Origin of the sequence: Ectothiorhodospira sp. BSL-9 (assembly GCF_001632845.1) — a bacterium.
Taxonomy (GTDB): domain Bacteria; phylum Pseudomonadota; class Gammaproteobacteria; order Ectothiorhodospirales; family Ectothiorhodospiraceae; genus Ectothiorhodospira.
In genome coordinates, this window is record NZ_CP011994.1 from 2,531,810 (window position 1) to 2,548,897 (window position 17,088).

The window sequence follows — 17,088 nt, forward strand, 5'->3', positions numbered from 1 at the left end:
ACCACGGGCTAAACATACTTTCGCCTACGCCTGGCGATTACGGGGAAAATGACCTGAGTTGGCGATCCATTGAACACTTGCAGTGTTCCTACCAGGCAGTAATGGCCGGCTGCATGGTCCGGAGCAGGCTGGGCCAGTCGTTCCAGGGGTGGGCTGAGGTGGCCTGATCGTCAAGGCTGATCAGCAGTCCGCCTTGGCGATCATGGCACTCGATGGCCAGGGTATGCCCTCGGTAACTGGGCTTGCGAACGATCCAGACGGTCTCCACCGACTGCAGTTCCAGGCGTGCCCTGGCAGGCCCCTGTTCCAGTTCCAGGACGTTGGCGCGGATGTTGGCCTCGATGTGATCGCTGGTGTGGCGTTGGGTGGCTGCCCCATTGGATACCGACAGACGCAGGGGCAGGTGAGTCTGCTCGTTGAGCGACTCTGCAAGCAGATGCAGGGCGTTCACACCAGCCTGCACGGCCAGGTCCCGACCCAGGGTGTCCATCATCTGCGTTCGAGATAATGTGGGCAGGCCCGGTATGCACTCTGCGGGGAAGTCCGTGGGCAGCTGCCACCAGATCCGCAGGGATTCGCGGTCCAGTCGATCCAGCGAGTACCCGCGGTGGTCGGCAAACCAGTGGGGCGGAGCCGGGACATGGGTTTTCTCGCGACCCTGGTGGTCGTCCAGGAAGGGGTGGATCAGGGCGATGTCGAACCCCCGCGGTGATGCCGCTTTCAAGGTGAATATCCGGTCGCCGAATTCGTTAAAGAAGCGCATGGACTCAGGTATTGATTCTCCCGAGGCATCCGTGTCCACCACGAAACCACTGTGCCAGTGATCCAGGTGGAAGGCGAGAAATTGATGGTAGCCACGCAGGGCCAGTGTGTTTTCCATCGTGCTGGCGTGAAGTGCATTCAACGGCTGGTCCAATTCGACACCCTGATTTGAGGTGATGCAGCGAAGCCAGGGATGGGTTCGCAGGGTGGAGAGGAGATGGAGCCAGTCCTGTCGCAGGCGGTGCACCCGTCGACCACAGGCCAGAGACAGCTGCTGGGATTCGGTCAACCCCATGTGGCGGCTGTCCAGATAGGGGCGGGCGTGAGGGGAATGGAAGGTGGAAAGCGGGGCGTGGCGCCGGGGCAGGAATTCTGCTGCGTGCATCTTATCCTCCGAGGGATTAATGGGTTCTATAGCGAATGATAATCATTACTATTTATAAAGCACAGGACTTTCACGTCATTTCCGACGAATGGATCCAGGGGTCAGTGAGTCTTAGCTGTCCGCGGTCTCTGATTGCAGCACTTCAAAACATTCCAGGTGTGGCCCGGTAAGGTAGATATGGGAATGATTGCCGGCCGACCGATGGGCCTGGCGAAATGCGTCGGACTGCGTCCAGGCCTCGAAATCGTTCCGGCTGGCCCATAGAGTGTGGGTGGAGAAGAGCGTGTGGTCGTTAAACGATGCACCACGCAGCAGTTTGAACTCAATGAATCCGGGCACTCCCTTCAGGCGGCCCTCGCGTCTTTCCCAGATTCCTTCGAACTCGGCTTCATGGCCGAGGTGGACCTTGAAGCGATTCATGGCAATCATCATGGCGGCGTCTCCTGGCGTGCTTGTGGGTTGTGCGATCGTCTTGCAGATTTTTGATGATAATGAGAATAGTACGCATTAAGCTTAAAGCCAAGAGTCCACGAGTCGAATCCGCTGACCCGCTCCCACAGGCAGGGGGGCGCAACACCAGTCAGCCCCCGTGGGAGCTGGCCTTGCCGGCGATGCGCTGCGGCGGCAGCGCCCTGGGGATGCTCGGGTGCCCACCGCCTTCGCGGGCAAGCCCGACCCCTATCAAGTTCACTTGGACAACCCCATTTCTACCAGCGTCGTATTGGCGTTCGTTGGAGGGCATGTCATTATGGGGCCATGGGGATCATCATTGATCCTTGCCTACGATGCCGTCACTCCAGCCAGCCGCCGCCAGCCAAGTGACACCTTTCCGGAGTTACGGATGTTCAGTCTTGTCAGACACCTGGGTGGTGCTGGCGGCATATCATCGGGAGCTGCTTCATGATCGCCCTTGATGATCTGCGCGCCTTTCTCCACGACCTTGAAATCGCCCATCACGTGCGTGGCCGGGTGCGGCTTAAACTCGTGCGTGATCCCCAGTTTCAACAGCTGCCTTCCGGGGCCTTGATCGAACAGATTCAGCACCTGCTGGAAAAGCTGCCCGGGGTGCGCTCCGTGCGTCTGAACCTGCTCGCACGCTCCTGCGTGGTTGAATACGACCCGGAAACGATCCCTCCGGATGCCTGGGCAGATTTTTTATCCGGCGAGCCATCATCTGCGGCCAGCACGCTGGAGAATGTGCTGATTCAGGCCTACCAGGAGGTCACCGATGCCCTGTCCTGATCCCTCGGCCCATCCCCACCAGGCCATGCGCCGGTGACGTCCGGGATCGGTCGTGCCCGTGTGTTGTCCTACACTTTAGAAGAAGAGAATCCTGCCGAATTGAGGAGGATGGATACCATGATACCTTTACTGCCTTTCGCTGCCGGGATCATCACCGGCGCGGTCGCGGTGCGACTGTTGAAGACCGATCGCACCCGCAAGAGCCTCAACCAGGCCGGTGAGCGTCTGCGTGATGCCACCGTCTCGAGTCTTGAGGGAATCGAGAACACCTCGGCGCGGGCCCGGCGACGGCTGGCCCGCGCCGAGGCCGCGAAGCCGCGCGACGACGAGTCCGTCATCGACGGTCAGGCCCGCAAGGACGAGGAGCCCTCGTCGTGAGGCCGATGCGTCCTGGGCCGGGGCGCCCGCGGCCTGTATATGGTCCGTTGCCCCCACGCCCCCCTGCCGACCACAACCCCTTTGTACGGGGGTTGGTGGTGGGCGGCTGTCTGTCCGCCTTTCGTGACATGGGGCGGCGCGGCTCGCCGCGGCCCACCAAGACCGTGGTTCGCCGGGCTCTGCAGGAAGGCACCGCCCTGGCCGCGGGCACAAGGGCCGCTGTGGCCGTGGGGCAACGGGACTGGACCAGCGCCTTGACCGCCGCCGCCGCGGGAGCGGCCGGGGTATTGATCATTGAACGCCTGCTGGGTGATCCGCCCAAGGCTCAACCGGAGTGTATCGATGGGGAAAAAGAGTAAGAAAAAGGAAGCCAAACGCCGGCGCGAGGCCATGTATGCGGGCTATGGATGGGGTCCGCATGACCACGAAGGTCATGGCTATGGCCCGGGTTACGGTGCCTATGGCGAGGGCCCCTGGGGATACGAGGGTGCCAACGATCCGCGCGGCGCGCAGGGGCGCTACGGCTATGGTTATGGTTATGGTGGCGAGGGTGCCCGCGAAGGTGAGGGTCTTTTCGATGGCTTGAAGGGCCTGCTGCGGGGCCGGCATAACGACCAGTTCCTGTTGGGACTGGCCATCGGTGCCGGCGCCGCCTGGGTGCTCAGTGACGAGGAGATGCGCCGCAAGCTGATGAAGGCCGGTGTTGACCTCTATTCGGGCGTGGCCGGCGGGGTTGAGGAGCTCAAGGAGCAGATGGCCGATATCAAGGCGGAAATGGACGCTGAACGTCACGGGGACAAGTGATGGACGAAACCTGGTTCAGCGAGCTGGAGCCAGTGCATGCCATCCGGGGACGGGTGCGGTTTCGTTACCGCCGTCGGCCGCGGATGCCCGCTGAAGGCCGTCGCATTGCGGCAGCCGTGGCTTCCCTCGAGGGGGTGGAATCCGTGCGGGTCAATGAGCGCGTGGATTCGCTGGTGATTCGCTTTGAACCGGAGGTGACGGAAATGGCCCGGTTGCGGGAGGGCATCCTCTCCCTGACCGCGCCGCTGCAACAGGGCACATCGGCCCGTGAACGGGATGAGGGCGGTGGTCTCCTGGCGGCAGGCGTTGGCGGCGTGACGTTGATGCTCACCCGCTGGCTGCCACCCTGGTTGCAGTTCCCCCTGTCGATTGCCATTGCCCTGCCGGTGCTGGGTGCGGCGGTGCGTGACCTGTTCCGCCAGGGTATCACCTCGCATGTTCTGGAGGCGCTGGCGGTGATCATTTCCATCGCCCGTCGCGATTATTTTGCCGCCAATACCACGGCCTTCCTGCTGGCGCTGGGGGAGTACCTGGAGCATTCCATCCAGCGGCGTTCCGATGACCTGCTCAAGCATTTGATGCGCCCGGGTGATACGGAAGTCTGGGTAGAACGTGATGATGTGGAATTGCTGGTGGATGCCCGTGAGGTGCGCACCGGCGATATGGTGATCGCGGCCACCGGCACGGTGATTCCCGTGGATGGCACGGTGCTGGGTGGCGAGGCGCTGGTGAATGAATCCACCATGACGGGGGAGAGTGTTCCCGTCACACGTCGTCGCGGTGACACGGCTCTGTCCGGCACCCTGGTGCAGGAGGGGCGTATCCGCATCTACGCCGAGCGGGTGGGCCGCCATGCCGCTGCGGCTCGCATTGCCGACTTTGTGGAACAGTCCCTGGAGGCGAAGAGCAGGACCCAGCTGGAAGCGGCGAACATGGCAGATCGACTGGTCCCCATGGTGCTGGGCCTCTCTGGCGGCACCTGGCTGGTCTCCCAGGATACACAGCGGGTGGCGGCGGTGCTGCAGGCCGACTACTCCTGCGCCCTGAAGCTGGCCACCCCGGTGGCATTCAAGTCCGCCATGTATCGGGCGGGGCAGTCGGGCGTGCTGGTCAAGGGCGCCACGGCGCTGGAGAAACTGGCCGAGGCCGACACCTTCGTGTTCGACAAGACGGGTACGCTCACGAGCGGCGAACTGGAGGTGACCGACTCCATTGCTTTCGATAGTGACTTCACCTCTGAAGATCTGATCAACATGGCAGCCTCGGTGGAGGAGCACTACTTTCACCCTCTGGCCATGGCCGTGGTGGAGGCAGCTGAGCGCTTGCCCAATCAAAAACACTTCAACCATAAGGAAGTGGAGTTCATCGTCGCCCATGGGGTGGCCAGCAGTATTGAGGGACGGCGCATCGTGGTGGGCTCCCGGCATTTCCTTGAGGAACATGAAGGAATCCACATGGCGCCCTTCTCGAAGGTGATCGAGCGCCTGCAGGATGAGGGCAAGACACCGCTCTATATCGGTTATGGCGGTCAGTTGCTGGGTGTGCTGGGGCTCAAGGACACGCTTCGCTCCAATGCTGCGGCCACGGTGGAGCGACTGCGTCACCTGGGGGTGCGCCGGGTGATCATGCTCACGGGTGATCAGCCGGAGCGGGCCCGTTTGATGGCTGAACACCTGGGGCTGGATGACTACCGCGCAGGACTCATGCCTGAGGACAAGGCGACAGCGCTCAAGGCCCTGGCCGATGAGGGTGCCCGCATCGCTTTCGTGGGAGATGGGATCAACGATGCCCCGGCCCTCTCGGGCGCCCACGTGGGCATGGCCATGCATCACGGGGCCGATGTGGCGCGTCTGGCGGCGGATATCACCCTGCTGGAGGACGATATTGCCCGGGTAGCGGATGCCAAGGCTCTGGCACTGGCCACGCGCGGACTGCTCGACAGTAATTTCAAGCTCACCGTGGGGCTGAACACGGGCATCCTCTCCGCTGCCGCCTTTGGGTTGTTGAATCCGGTGGCGGCTTCGGCACTGCACAATGGCAGCACCATCGGCATTTTGTTGCGGGCCCTGGCTGGAGCTGGGTTGCCAGGGGGGCAAACGACTTCCCGGGCCGCCTGAGTCGCCAGGGGGAGGGGGCTGGCAGGTGCATTTATTGATTTTGAATGTTGAATGATTATTACTCAAAAGGAGCATAGCCGTGTCATTCAGATGTCGTTGGCCTTTGATCATTGCGTTGCCATTCTTGCTGGCGGGCTGCGGGGGGACTCCATCGGGGGATCATGAGCCAGCCTATGAGGATGGCACTTACCGGGGTGGCTTCTTTGACCGTGACCAGATACAGGTGGTGGTGCAGGTCACCCTGGAGAACAATCAAGTCACGGAAGCCAGTTTCCGCCAACTGGCCTATGGCGGTACGGATTATCGGCTGGCCGAGGAGGGGGTGCCCCGGGGGATTGCCGATCAGTACCGCGAACTGCTGGATCACATGCTGGGCAAGGATATCAACCAGGTGATTCCGGAACTCTATTCGCCCGGTGAGGTGGTGACGGAGAATGCGGAGGTGGATGGTTTCACTTCGGCCACCATTCGCTCATCCAAGGTGATTTCTGCCCTACGGGATGCCTTGAATCGCGGCGTGTACAGCTACTGAGGATGCGCTGCATCATTCTTCCCAGCGTGAACCGGTTTCCTCGGGTGTGGGGGAGGGTGCCGCTTCAAAGGGTGTGAGACGCAGGAAGGCATCCAGGTGCCGGCCGGCCAGTTCCTCGTGGCCGTGCCGGCCCAGCACCCGGTAATGATAATAGTGACGCCCGGCATGCACGTAGCCGCGCCCGGGCTGTTCCAGTCGTGACAGATACGGATCCTGGTGGGGTGGCACCTGTCGGGCCAGGGCTTCATACAAGGAGCCCAACTCCGCACCGATCACCCAGCGCGCCTCGCCGGCATGCACCCGTCGCTGTGATCGGGGCGCACCATACTCCACCACGGGGCGATTACGGGTGTTCACGGGATAGTCGTCGAACACCTGACTCAGCCCTACGTTTCCGGCATAAAAGCGCAACGACACGGCCTGGAGCAAAGGGGCCGGTAGCTCGGGGTTGCCCGCCAGCGCCCGGCCATGCCGGACCAGGACATCCGGATCCAGGGTCACATCCGCTTCGGTACCCACCAGTGCCAGGATGGAGCCGGTGGGGAACATGTCACCGCGCCAGGCCACCACCTGGGGAAACACCTCCTGCATGGTGCGCCCTATGCTGCCCAGTTCCCGTTCGGTGAGCTGATAAAGCGGTAGCCATTGGACAAATAACCCACCATCGGCCAGGCGCTCTCGGGCCACCTCGTAATGCTCCCGGGTGTAGAGATTGCCCGTGCCCGCCTTCCAGGGCGTGAACAGGTCGCTGATGATGACATCGTAGCGGCGGTCGGTATGACGCAGGCAATGGTGGCCATCCTGGGCACGCACGGTGACCCGCTCGTCCTGGAAAAGCCCGTTGTTCCACGGAGAAAAATGGATCCTTGCCAGCTCCACCACCTCCGGCAGGAGTTCGCACACATCCACCCGATCCACCGGAAACATCAGGCTGGTGCCGGCGGTGATGCCTGTGCCCATGCCCAGGTAGAAGATGTTGCGCGGATCCGGGTGGGTCATCATGGGGATCAGGGTGCGGTTGCGTTCCGACTCCAGCGATGTGGTGCCGCCCAGGGTGTAGTAGTTGTTCACGCGCAATGCGCGATGTTCATCCCTTTGCACCACCGTGGCTGTGGCATGGCTGCCCTCCCGCACATCCAGAAGAGACTCCCCAGCGGCCTGGTCCAGGCGGGACACGCCAAGCCCCTGCGGATCCCAGGCCAGCAGGCCCAGGCAAATGGCCGTCAGCGGGGTGGCCCCGGCCAGGCGCCAGACGATGGGTGCGGAGCCCCTCCAGATCAGCCAGACGGCGAGAGCGGGATAGACGGCGGCAAAGACCAGCAGGCTGCCGGTCACGCCGATCCAGGGCAGGAGCACAAAGCCGGCCGCCAGCGAGCCGATGATGGCCCCCGAGGTGTTGGCCGCCACCAGTTGTCCGATGATCCGGCCCGGTTCAGGACGCGATGCCTCCACCACCCGCAACAGGTACGGCAGCACGGCCCCCAGGAGGATCCCGGGGAGCACCATGACTGCCATCGCGGTGGCCGAGACGGCCGTCAGATAGTCCCGCCAGCCAGCACCGGCTCCCACGTAGTTGAGCCCGTCGGTGGCGGCGTGAAAGGCCCAGGGTGAAGCCCCGATCACACCAGCGGACAGGAGCAACAGCACGGTGAGTACCCCATGGGGTGGCATGCGTTTCAGGCGTGCCAGGGCATTGGCCATCAGCGAGCCCAGGGTCAGCGCCACCAGGAAAGACACCAGGACGATGGCGTAGGTATAGACGGAGTTCTGCAACACCTGGGCGAACAACCGGGTCCAGAGTACCTCCACGCCCAGGGTGGCCAGGCCCGAGGCGAAGGCAATCACGCCCACCAGGCGCGGCGGCAGTGATGGCCAGCGGGAAACCGCCGCCGTGGCTGCGGTTTCTGCGGGGGAGGGCATGGAGGGCAGCTCGGTGCGGCTTTCGCGGGAGAGGATGCGGCGTGCCAGAACGATGGCAATGATTCCCACCGAGAGATCAATGCCAATGGCCAGCAGATAGGCACCGTGGAAACCCAGCAGCATGGGCAGGACGAAACCGGCGGCCAGCGCCCCCATGGCGGAGCCGAAGGTGTTCAGGGCATACAGCGCCGTTCCGGTGGTGGAGAGGCGGCCCACCACGCGCACCATGAACTGCCCCATCATGGGCAGGGTACCCCCCATCAAAAAGGCCGGCGGGAAGAGGATCAAAGTGGCCAGGCCTGCCTTGAGGGCCTGATCGGCCACGGGGTGATCTCCGGCCAGGGCGTACAGTGCCGGGTACAGGCTGTGATACAGGTCAGTAAGGAAGAAATGGCCCAGGGCGGTGAGGGCGACGGCCACCTCCAGTACCCCGAAAGTGGCCAGGGCGGACCTGACCCGGGGGGCCATACGCCCCCAGAACCACCCGCCGGCTGCCAGTCCGGCAAAGAACACCGCGATGGCCAGCGCCGCCGCCTGTGCGGTGCTGCCAAACAGCAAACCCAGTTCCCGAACCCACAGCACCTGATAGACCAGCGCGGCAAAGCCCGAAAGAAAAAACAGGGCAGCGATGGCCCAGCGAAGCGGTGTTGACACCATGGGGAGTATCCCGGTGAAGTGAATGATAATCAATCCTTTATGTTATTAGATAATGCCGTTCAGGTGAAGCCGAACACGGGGTGTGATTGGTTCACATCAGGCACTCGGATACACTCGAGATCACCATTGAGTGCTTCGGAACGCCTGCCGGAGGCCTTGCCAGGTCATTTTCTTACGGATCGGAGCCGGGGCATCGGATGAGCCACGCCAAACCCAACCTGCCTACAAAAACCTGCGCAGTCTGCGGCCGTCCGTTCGCCTGGCGGCGCAAGTGGGCCCGCGTCTGGCATGAGGTGCGCTATTGTTCCGAGCGCTGTCGTCGCCAACGGGGCTCGGTGGGGGCCGGGAGGGGGCCCACATGACCACGTTGCGCCTGGTGCTGGGTGATCAACTGAACGCCTCACACCCCTGGTTTCGCCAGCCAGATCCCGGTTGTGTTGTGGTGATGATGGAAATTCGCAGCGAGACCGATTACGTGGTCCACCACGCCCAAAAGGTGCTGGCCATCTTTGCGGCGATGCGGGGCTTTGCCGAGGCGCTGCGGGCTGCCGGTCACCGTGTTCACTACCTGCGTATCGGCGACCCTGACAACCAGCAGGATTTTGCCGCCAATCTTGTGCAGTTGGCCGCGCGTTACAAGGCGACCCGGTTCGAGCGCATGGAGGCGGATGAATGGCGCGTGGAACGGCTGCTTGATGAGGCCTCAGCCCGGCTCGACCTGCCAGCCACTGTGGTGGATTCGGCACATTTTCTGCGGGACCGGGATGACCTGGCTCAGGCTTTCAGCGAGCGGGTTCCGCGCCTGGAGTATTTCTATCGCGACATGCGTCGTCGCCATGGCCTGCTGCTCGACGACAACCACAAGCCGGTGGGCGGGCGCTGGAACTACGATGCGGATAACCGGGCCCGCTGGCCTGGAGAGCCGCCGGCTCCGGCCTGGCCGTGGGTGCCCACGGATGTCTCAGCGCTATGGGAAGAGATCGCCGCTGCCGGGGTACGCACCTTCGGGGAGCCCAACGCGCATGCGCTGCCCTGGCCGCTGTCCCGGGCGCAAGCCCGCGAGGGACTGGCGGTGTTCGTCAACCAGGTCCTGCCGCATTTTGGCCGCTTTCAGGACGCGATGAGCACTCAGGAGCCACTGCTGTTCCATTCGGGGCTGTCCTTTGCGCTGAATATCAAGATGCTGCATCCGCGGGAGGTGATTGATGCGGCGATTCAGGCCTTCGAGGCGGGTGAGGTGGACATCGCTGCCTGCGAGGGATTCGTGCGCCAGATACTGGGTTGGCGCGAATACGTCCGCGGCGTGTACTGGGGGCGCATGCCACACTACGCGCAGACCAACGCCCTGGATGCCCACCGGCCCTTGCCCCGCTGGTACTGGACCGGCGAGACCCAGATGGCCTGCCTGCGCCATGCCATCGGCCAGTCACTGCAACTGGCGTATGCGCACCACATCCAGCGCCTGATGATCACCGGCAATTTTGCCCTGCTGGCAGGATGTGACCCGGACACGGTGGACGCCTGGTACCTGGGGATCTACATCGATGCCTTCGAATGGGTGGAGATGCCCAATACCCGTGGCATGAGCCAGTATGCCGACGGTGGGCTGGTGGCGAGCAAGCCCTACGCCGCTTCGGCCAGCTATATCAAGCGCCAGTCCGACTACTGCAAGGGGTGCCGGTATGCCGCCACCCGCCGCCACGGCGCCGATGCCTGCCCGTTCAATTCGCTCTACTGGGATTTCATGCTCCGCCATGAGGCGGATTTTGCCGGCAACCCGCGCATGACCATGCCTTATCGCGCCTGGCAACGCATGGATGAAGCCGAGCGCAAGGCCACCCTGAAACACGCCCGCCATCTACTCGAACGACTGGATGATCTGTGATCACGTGTTCCCCCTCAATTTGAGCCCACGGCGGATGCCTGCTACATTTGTGCGGTTATCTTAAAACTTCCGCAGGTGACCCGCGGGCCTCGACGGCCCATCCATCGGGTTGAAACGGGAAGCCGGTGACATCGCTCAGGCGATCACTCCGGCGCTGCCCCCGCAACGGTAAGTGGTGAACGTGGAGAACCCAGGCCACTGTGAGACCCCGTCCCCAGGGCGGATCTCATGGGAAGGCAGCCCCCCATGTTGAAGGCCCACCACAAGCCCGGAGACCGGCCTGTTGAAGACCAGGTGCCGCGGGGTGCGGCGTGCCGGGTGGAGCCGCACCGCGCCTGACCTCTCCTCCGTGGCACGTACCGCCCTTGTGGCGCATCCATCCCATCGATGCGCGGGCGGCGCGCGAGCGAGCATTTTCATGACATCCAGATCAAGAATCCCTGCCACCATCGTCACCGGCTTTCTGGGCAGTGGCAAGACCACCCTGTTACGCCATCTCCTGGAGAATGCCCAGGGGCGGCGCATTGCCGTGATCGTCAACGAGTTTGGTGAGCTGGGCATGGATGGCGAGATCCTCAAGGGTTGCGGCATCGGCTGTGATGAGTCGGGAGAGGACGCCGGTACCCTTTATGAACTGGCCAACGGGTGCCTGTGCTGTACCGTGCAGGAGGCCTTCTATCCGGTGATGAAGGCCCTGATGGAACGGCGGGACGAGATCGATCACATCCTCATCGAGACCTCCGGGCTGGCGCTGCCCAAACCCCTGGTGCAGGCCTTCAACTGGCCGGAGATCAAGACCGGTTGCACCGTGGATGCCGTGGTTACCGTGGTGGACGTGCCCGCCACCGCCCAGGGACAGTTCGCCGCCAACCCCGAGGCAGTGGATCGGCAACGCCGCTCGGACCCGAATCTGGATCATGCCTCCACCCTTCATGAGCTCTTTGAAGATCAGTTGTCGGCGGCCGATATCGTCGTGCTGAGCAAGACCGATCGGGTGGACGTAGCGGCGGTGGAACGGGTGGTGGAACTGGTTCGCAGTGAGATCCCACCCCAGGTAAAGATCGTCTCCAGCGACCATGGCCGGGTGGATCCGGCGCTGATGATGGGCCTGGGCAGTGCATCGGAAGCGCATATCCACCTGCGTGCCGGGCATCACGACCACGCCCATGGGGACGGGGATCATCACCACGATCATGACCACGACCCGTTCGACTCTGTGGTGGTGAGGCTGCCGCAGGTGGATCGAGACAGGCTAATGGAACAATTGCAGCAACTGGTGCGGGATCATCGCATCTTCCGCGTGAAGGGTTTCGCGGCCTTGCCGGAGAAGCGCATGCGCCTTGTGGTGCACGGGGTGGGGAGTCGATTTGACAGCTATTTCGACCGCCCCTGGGGGGCTCAGGAGGACCGCAGTACCCGCCTGGTGCTGATCGGTCAGGATCTCTCGGCCGATGCCCTGGAGCAGGCCCTGCAACCGGCCGCCCTGACAGCGACTGCCTGATGCATCTGCTGGCGGCACAACCCGGCGGGTTCGTCGATGACGAGTCGGTGATCACGCGTCTGGATCAGACGCCTGCCGATATTGTCATCCTCAGTGCCGCGGACACCACCCTGGCCCTGCTGGCGGCCCAATGCCCGCAGGCCCGCGAGCCCGACAAAGGAGCAGGGGGCGCCTATCCTTCGGTCCGCCTGGCCAACCTGCTGCATCTGGGGCAACCCGCTTCGGTGGACCTGTACCTGGACGAAGTGCTGCAAAAGGCTCGCCTGATCATCATTGATCACCTGGGCGGCGAATCCTACTGGCCCTATGGCACGGAGCAGGTGTGGGCCCTGTGCCGACGCAAGGGCATCCCGCTGGTGATGTTTTCCGGGGATAACACCGAGGATGGCAATCTGCTCATGAAGAGCACGGTGGAGCCAGGCGTCTGCCGCACACTCTGGCGCTATCTGCGCGAGGGCGGGCCTGCCAACATTCGTGCCTTTTACGACTTTCTGGGCGCCACCTTCTTTGACCTGCCGCTGGAGCCGCCGCCGCCCCGACCGCTGCCCCCTATTGGCGTCTATCACCCTGAACAGGATGTGGGCACGGTATCGGCCTGGCAGGCGCGCTGGCATGCGGGGGCGCCGGTGGTGGCCATCCTGTTTTATCGCTCGCACCTGCAGGCGGGCAACACTGCCGTGTTCGATGCCCTGTGTCAGGCCCTGCTGAGCCGGGGCCTCAACCCCCTGCCCATGGCCCTGGTCTCCCTGAAGGACCCGCCCTGCCTGGAGATGGTGCGTCGCCTGTGCCGGGAGCAGGGCGTGGCGCTGATCATGAATGCCACCGCCTTCTCCCGGGCCCAGGGCGCGGACGGCGAACAGGCCCTGGCGGACGACCGGCCCGTGCTGCAGGTGATCCTCTCTGGAGGCAACGAAGACAACTGGCGGCAGGATGTGCATGGGTTGCAACCCCGGGACATCGCCATGCAGGTGGCCCTGCCGGAGATGGATGGCCATGTGATTTCCCGGGCGGTGAGCTTCAAGGGGCTGGAACGACGCTGCCCGCACACCCAGACCGATGTGGTGCACTATCAGCCCCATGCCGAGCGGATCGAGTTTGTGGCCACCCTGGCCGAGCGCTGGTGCCGGCTGCGCAGCACCGCCAATGGGGACAAGCGCCTGGCCCTGATCCTGGCCAACTACCCCACCCGTGAGGGCCGCCTGGGTAATGGCGTGGGGCTGGACACCCCCGCGTCGGTGATCGGTATCCTGCGGCGCCTGCAGGGCGAGGGCTATGGCGTGGAGGGTATCCCCGATGACGGCGATGCCCTGATGAGCCGCCTGTGCGAAGGCGTGACCAACGATCCGCAGCAGCTGGCCCAGCGTCCCGCCTGGCAAAGCCTGTCCATGGCCGACTACCAGCGTTATTTCGATGGGTTGCCCGAGTCCAGCCGCGAGGCGGTGCTGGCACGCTGGGGCAGGCCGGAACAGGACCCCATGGTGCGACAGCAGCGATTCATGATTGCCGGCATCCGCTGTGGCCGGGTGTTCGTGGGTATTCAGCCGGCCCGCGGTTATCACCTGGACATGATGGCCAACTATCACGATCCAGACCTGGTCCCCCCACATTACTACCTGGCCTTCTACGCCTGGCTGCGGCTGCAGTTTGGCTGTGATGCCATCATCCATGTGGGCAAGCACGGTAATCTGGAGTGGCTGCCGGGCAAGAGCGTGGCCTTGAGCGAACACTGCTGGCCGGATCTGATTTTTGGCGCCATGCCCCATCTCTACCCCTTCATCGTCAACGACCCGGGGGAGGGCACCCAGGCCAAGCGCCGCGCCCAGGCCGTGATCATCGATCACCTGATGCCGCCGCTCACGCGGGCCGAGAACTACGGGCCGACCCGCGATCTGGAGCGCCAGGTGGACGAATACTACGAGGCGCTGATGCTGGATCGCCGTCGCGCCGCGGTGCTCAGGAAAGGCATTCTGGACACCATCGTCGCCCAGGATCTGCATCGGGACCTGGGCCTGGATGCACCGGCCAGCGAAGAGGAAGAGCAGTGCCTGCTCAACCGCACCGATGCCTACCTGTGTGAGCTCAAGGAGAGCCAGATCCGCGATGGTCTGCACATCTTCGGAGAATCTCCCGAGGGCCGCCAGGAGCGCGACACCCTGCTGGCCCTGGCTCGCTACCCCATGGGCCACGGGCGTGACGGCAACGACAGCCTGATCCGGGCCCTGGCCCGTGACCTGGACCTGGGGGAGGGCTTCGATCCCCTGGATGCCACCTGGGCTGATCCCTGGACAGGCCCCCGACCCCACGTGCTGCAAACCGCCGTCACCGACGAACCCTGGCGCCATCATGGTGACACCCGCGAACGGCTGGAAACCCTGGCCCAGTCCATCCTGGAAAACGGCCTGCCGGATGCGCAGGCCGCCTGGCCCCAGACCCGCCAGGTGCTGGAGCGCATCCACACGCGCCTGCAACCGGATCTGCGCGCCTGCGGTCACCGGGAACTGGGTGCCCTGTGCGATGGGCTGGAAGGGCGCTTTGTACCGCCCGGGCCCAGTGGGGCCCCTTCCCGGGGCCGTCCGGATGTGTTGCCCACCGGGCGCAACTTCTTCTCGGTGGATGCCCGCGCCGTGCCCACCGCCACCAGCTGGACCCTGGGGATGAAATCAGCGGCACTGCTGGTGGAGAAGTTCATGCAGGAGCATGGGGATTATCCCCGCGCCATTGGCCTGTCTGTCTGGGGCACCGCCACCATGCGTACCGGTGGCGATGACCTGGCCCAGGCCTTTGCCCTGATCGGTGTGCGACCGCGCTGGTCCGCCGGCAGTCATCGGGTGACCGACTTCGAGATCCTGCCCCTGTCGGTGCTGGATCGCCCCCGCATCGACGTGACCCTGCGGGTATCGGGTTTTTTCCGGGATGCCTTTGCCCATGTGATGCGCCTGTTCGATGCCGCCGTGCAGGCGGTGGCGGAGCAGGATGAGCCGGAAGACATGAACCCGATCCGCGCCCGCATCCACCGGGAGGCTGCAGAACTGGAGGCCCAGGGTACGCCGGCCGACTTGGCTCGTCGGCAGGCGGGATTCCGGGTCTTTGGTGCCCAGCCCGGCGCCTATGGGGCCGGCATGCAGGGGCTGATCGACTCCCGCCACTGGCAGGAGGATGCGGACCTGGCCCAGGCCTATCTCAACTGGGGGGCCTATGCCTACGGCCAGCAGGACCATGGTACCCGCGTGCCTCAGGTGCTGACCCGGCGGCTGTCGGGGATCGATCTGGTGGTACAGAACCAGGACAACCGGGAGCACGACCTGCTGGATTCGGACGACTATTACCAATTTCAGGGGGGCATGACCGCAGCGGTGCGCCACTTCAGTGGTCGTCAACCCGAGATCTACCATGGCGATCACAGTCATCCCCAGGCCCCGCGCATGAACACCCTGGAGTGGGAGATCAGCCGGGTGATCCGCTCCCGGGTCACCAACCCCAAGTGGATTGAAGGGGTCAAGCGACACGGTTACAAGGGGGCGTCGGAAATGGCCGCCACCGTGGAATACCTGTTCGCTTACGATGCCACGGCCCGGGTGGTGCGGGATGATCAGTACGCCCGCGTCACCGATGCCTACATCAACGACCCCGACACCCGTGGCTTCATACAGGCCCACAACCCGGCCGCCCTGCACGAGATGTGCGAACGCCTGCTGGAGGCCATGCAGCGAGGCCTGTGGGAAAGCCCGGGCAACTATCGCCAGCAGCTGGAAAACCACCTGCTGCAGACCGAAGAACACCTGGAAGGCTGATCCCATGACTGCCCTGTCGACCCAATATCCGTTCACCGCCCTCAAGGGGGTGCCCCAGCTGCAGAATGCCCTCCTGCTGGCGGCCATCGATCCCTTGATCGGTGGTGTGCTCATCGAGGGGCCGAGGGGCGCTGCCAAGACCACCAGTGCCCGGGCCCTGGCGCAGCTGCTACCCGATGGCGGCTTCGTCAATCTGCCCCTGGGGGCCAGCGAGGAGCAACTGCAGGGTTCGCTGGATATCGAGGCGGCGCTCAAGCAGGGGAACGCCTGTTTCAAGCCGGGCCTGCTGGCCCGCGCCCACCAGGGGGTGCTCTATGTGGACGAGGTGAATCTGCTGCCGGATGCCCTGGTGGATCTGTTGCTGGATGTCTCGGTGAGCGGTGTGAATCGTGTGGAACGTGACGGCATTTCCCATCAGCATGAGGCGCGCTTCGTGCTGGTGGGCACCATGAACCCGGAGGAGGGCGAGTTGCGGCCCCAGTTACTGGATCGCTTCGGTCTGCTGGTGCGCCTGAATGACATGATCGACGCCCCCACGCGCCGGGAGATCGTGCGGGCGCGTCTGGCCTTCGAGGCGGATGCCGAGGCTTTCATCCGTGCCCATGCCGCGGACCAGACGACCCTTCAGGATCGTATCCGCCAGGCCCGTGCCCGGCTCGAATCCCTGGCCTTCACCGATGCGGTGCATGATCGGGTGAGTGAATACTGTTTTGCCGCCGGCGTGGAAGGAGTCCGCGCGGACCTGGTGATGCTGCGGGCCGCCCGGGCCCATGCCGCCCTGGAAGGTGCCTCCCATATCCGGGATACGGACATCGACGCGGTGCAGGCGCTGGTGCTGGCGCATCGGCGCCGTGATCGCTCCTCGTCGTCTCCCGGTGATGCATCGAGCCCCGACTCACCAGGGGCAGACCGACCTGATCCGCAGCAAGGTGCAGGTTCATCCCGATCGCCTGACAGAAGCATGGAGAACCCGGGTGGATCCCAGGCCGGAGCGCCTGTCCATACGGATCGCCCCGGCGATGATCAGGATTGGGGTGCACTGCCTCCCGAACCCACCCCCATCAGGGCCCTGGCCGACGTGAGGCCGCTGCCGGTAAAAAAGCCCTGACGCGCT

14 protein-coding genes and 1 riboswitch are annotated in these 17,088 nt (G+C 64.0%); of the genes, 11 read left to right on the plus strand and 3 right to left on the minus strand.

The genetic code is table 11. The features are described from left to right. Positions 1–88: 88 nt before the first annotated feature. Both ECTOBSL9_RS11750 and ECTOBSL9_RS11755 read right to left on the minus strand, forming a co-directional pair. The gene (locus ECTOBSL9_RS11750) at positions 89–1,147 is read right to left on the minus strand and encodes a ChuX/HutX family heme-like substrate-binding protein (protein ID WP_063465209.1); all 1,059 of its coding nucleotides are present in this window, start codon (positions 1,145–1,147) and stop codon (positions 89–91) included. A 111-nt stretch (positions 1,148–1,258) separates the two neighbouring features. Continuing rightward, positions 1,259–1,579: an antibiotic biosynthesis monooxygenase gene (locus ECTOBSL9_RS11755; protein ID WP_063465210.1), complete on the minus strand. Its 321-nt coding sequence runs from the start codon at positions 1,577–1,579 to the stop codon at positions 1,259–1,261. Between the two features lie 468 nt (positions 1,580–2,047). Here ECTOBSL9_RS11755 and ECTOBSL9_RS11760 point away from each other — a divergent pair, with 468 nt between their 5' ends. The 6 genes from ECTOBSL9_RS11760 to ECTOBSL9_RS11785 all read left to right on the plus strand — a co-directional run bounded on the left by ECTOBSL9_RS11760 (position 2,048) and on the right by ECTOBSL9_RS11785 (position 6,220). Continuing rightward, the gene (locus ECTOBSL9_RS11760) at positions 2,048–2,389 is read left to right on the plus strand and encodes a cation transporter (RefSeq protein WP_063465211.1); all 342 of its coding nucleotides are present in this window, start codon (positions 2,048–2,050) and stop codon (positions 2,387–2,389) included. A gap of 117 nt (positions 2,390–2,506) precedes the next feature. Beyond that, entirely contained in the window at positions 2,507–2,767 is a 261-nt protein-coding gene (locus ECTOBSL9_RS11765) for a hypothetical protein (protein WP_156500112.1), read from the plus strand. A 47-nt stretch (positions 2,768–2,814) separates the two neighbouring features. Next, positions 2,815–3,126 (plus strand): hypothetical protein, encoded by a 312-nt coding sequence (locus ECTOBSL9_RS11770; RefSeq protein WP_063465213.1) that lies wholly within the window; start codon positions 2,815–2,817, stop codon positions 3,124–3,126. Then, positions 3,110–3,571, plus strand: coding sequence for a YtxH domain-containing protein (locus tag ECTOBSL9_RS11775; RefSeq protein WP_063465214.1), 462 nt, complete (start codon positions 3,110–3,112; stop codon positions 3,569–3,571). The genes ECTOBSL9_RS11770 and ECTOBSL9_RS11775 overlap by 17 nt, the downstream gene beginning before the upstream one ends. Next, positions 3,571–5,688, plus strand: coding sequence for a heavy metal translocating P-type ATPase (locus tag ECTOBSL9_RS11780; protein ID WP_063465215.1), 2,118 nt, complete (start codon positions 3,571–3,573; stop codon positions 5,686–5,688). Before ECTOBSL9_RS11775 ends, ECTOBSL9_RS11780 begins: the two co-directional genes overlap by 1 nt. Positions 5,689–5,767: 79 nt before the next feature. Beyond that, on the plus strand, positions 5,768–6,220 hold the full coding sequence (locus ECTOBSL9_RS11785) for an FMN-binding protein (RefSeq protein ID WP_168161558.1): 453 nt from the start codon (positions 5,768–5,770) through the stop codon (positions 6,218–6,220). Positions 6,221–6,232: 12 nt separating this feature from the next. Here the strand turns inward: ECTOBSL9_RS11785 and ECTOBSL9_RS11790 are convergent, their stop codons facing one another. Then, positions 6,233–8,797, minus strand: coding sequence for a fused MFS/spermidine synthase (locus ECTOBSL9_RS11790; RefSeq protein ID WP_063465217.1), 2,565 nt, complete (start codon positions 8,795–8,797; stop codon positions 6,233–6,235). A 197-nt stretch (positions 8,798–8,994) separates the two neighbouring features. Between ECTOBSL9_RS11790 and ECTOBSL9_RS16645 the strand changes: the two genes are divergently transcribed. The 5 genes from ECTOBSL9_RS16645 to ECTOBSL9_RS11810 all read left to right on the plus strand — a co-directional run bounded on the left by ECTOBSL9_RS16645 (position 8,995) and on the right by ECTOBSL9_RS11810 (position 17,082). Continuing rightward, positions 8,995–9,159, plus strand: a complete 165-nt coding sequence (locus ECTOBSL9_RS16645) for a DUF2256 domain-containing protein (protein WP_082829904.1) — start codon at positions 8,995–8,997, stop codon at positions 9,157–9,159. Beyond that, the gene (locus tag ECTOBSL9_RS11795) at positions 9,156–10,682 is read left to right on the plus strand and encodes a cryptochrome/photolyase family protein (RefSeq protein WP_063465218.1); all 1,527 of its coding nucleotides are present in this window, start codon (positions 9,156–9,158) and stop codon (positions 10,680–10,682) included. Before ECTOBSL9_RS16645 ends, ECTOBSL9_RS11795 begins: the two co-directional genes overlap by 4 nt. A gap of 56 nt (positions 10,683–10,738) precedes the next feature. Then, positions 10,739–10,981, plus strand: a riboswitch (cobalamin riboswitch). Between the two features lie 119 nt (positions 10,982–11,100). Continuing rightward, complete coding sequence (cobW, locus tag ECTOBSL9_RS11800; protein ID WP_063465219.1) at positions 11,101–12,183, plus strand: cobalamin biosynthesis protein CobW; 1,083 nt, start codon at positions 11,101–11,103, stop codon at positions 12,181–12,183. Continuing rightward, positions 12,183–15,974 carry a cobaltochelatase subunit CobN gene (cobN, locus tag ECTOBSL9_RS11805; protein ID WP_063465220.1) on the plus strand — a complete coding sequence of 1,264 codons (3,792 nt, stop codon included), beginning with the start codon at positions 12,183–12,185 and terminating at the stop codon, positions 15,972–15,974. The genes cobW and cobN overlap by 1 nt, the downstream gene beginning before the upstream one ends. A 4-nt stretch (positions 15,975–15,978) precedes the next feature. Continuing rightward, positions 15,979–17,082 carry an ATP-binding protein gene (locus ECTOBSL9_RS11810; RefSeq protein WP_063465221.1) on the plus strand — a complete coding sequence of 368 codons (1,104 nt, stop codon included), beginning with the start codon at positions 15,979–15,981 and terminating at the stop codon, positions 17,080–17,082. Positions 17,083–17,088: the final 6 nt, after the last annotated feature.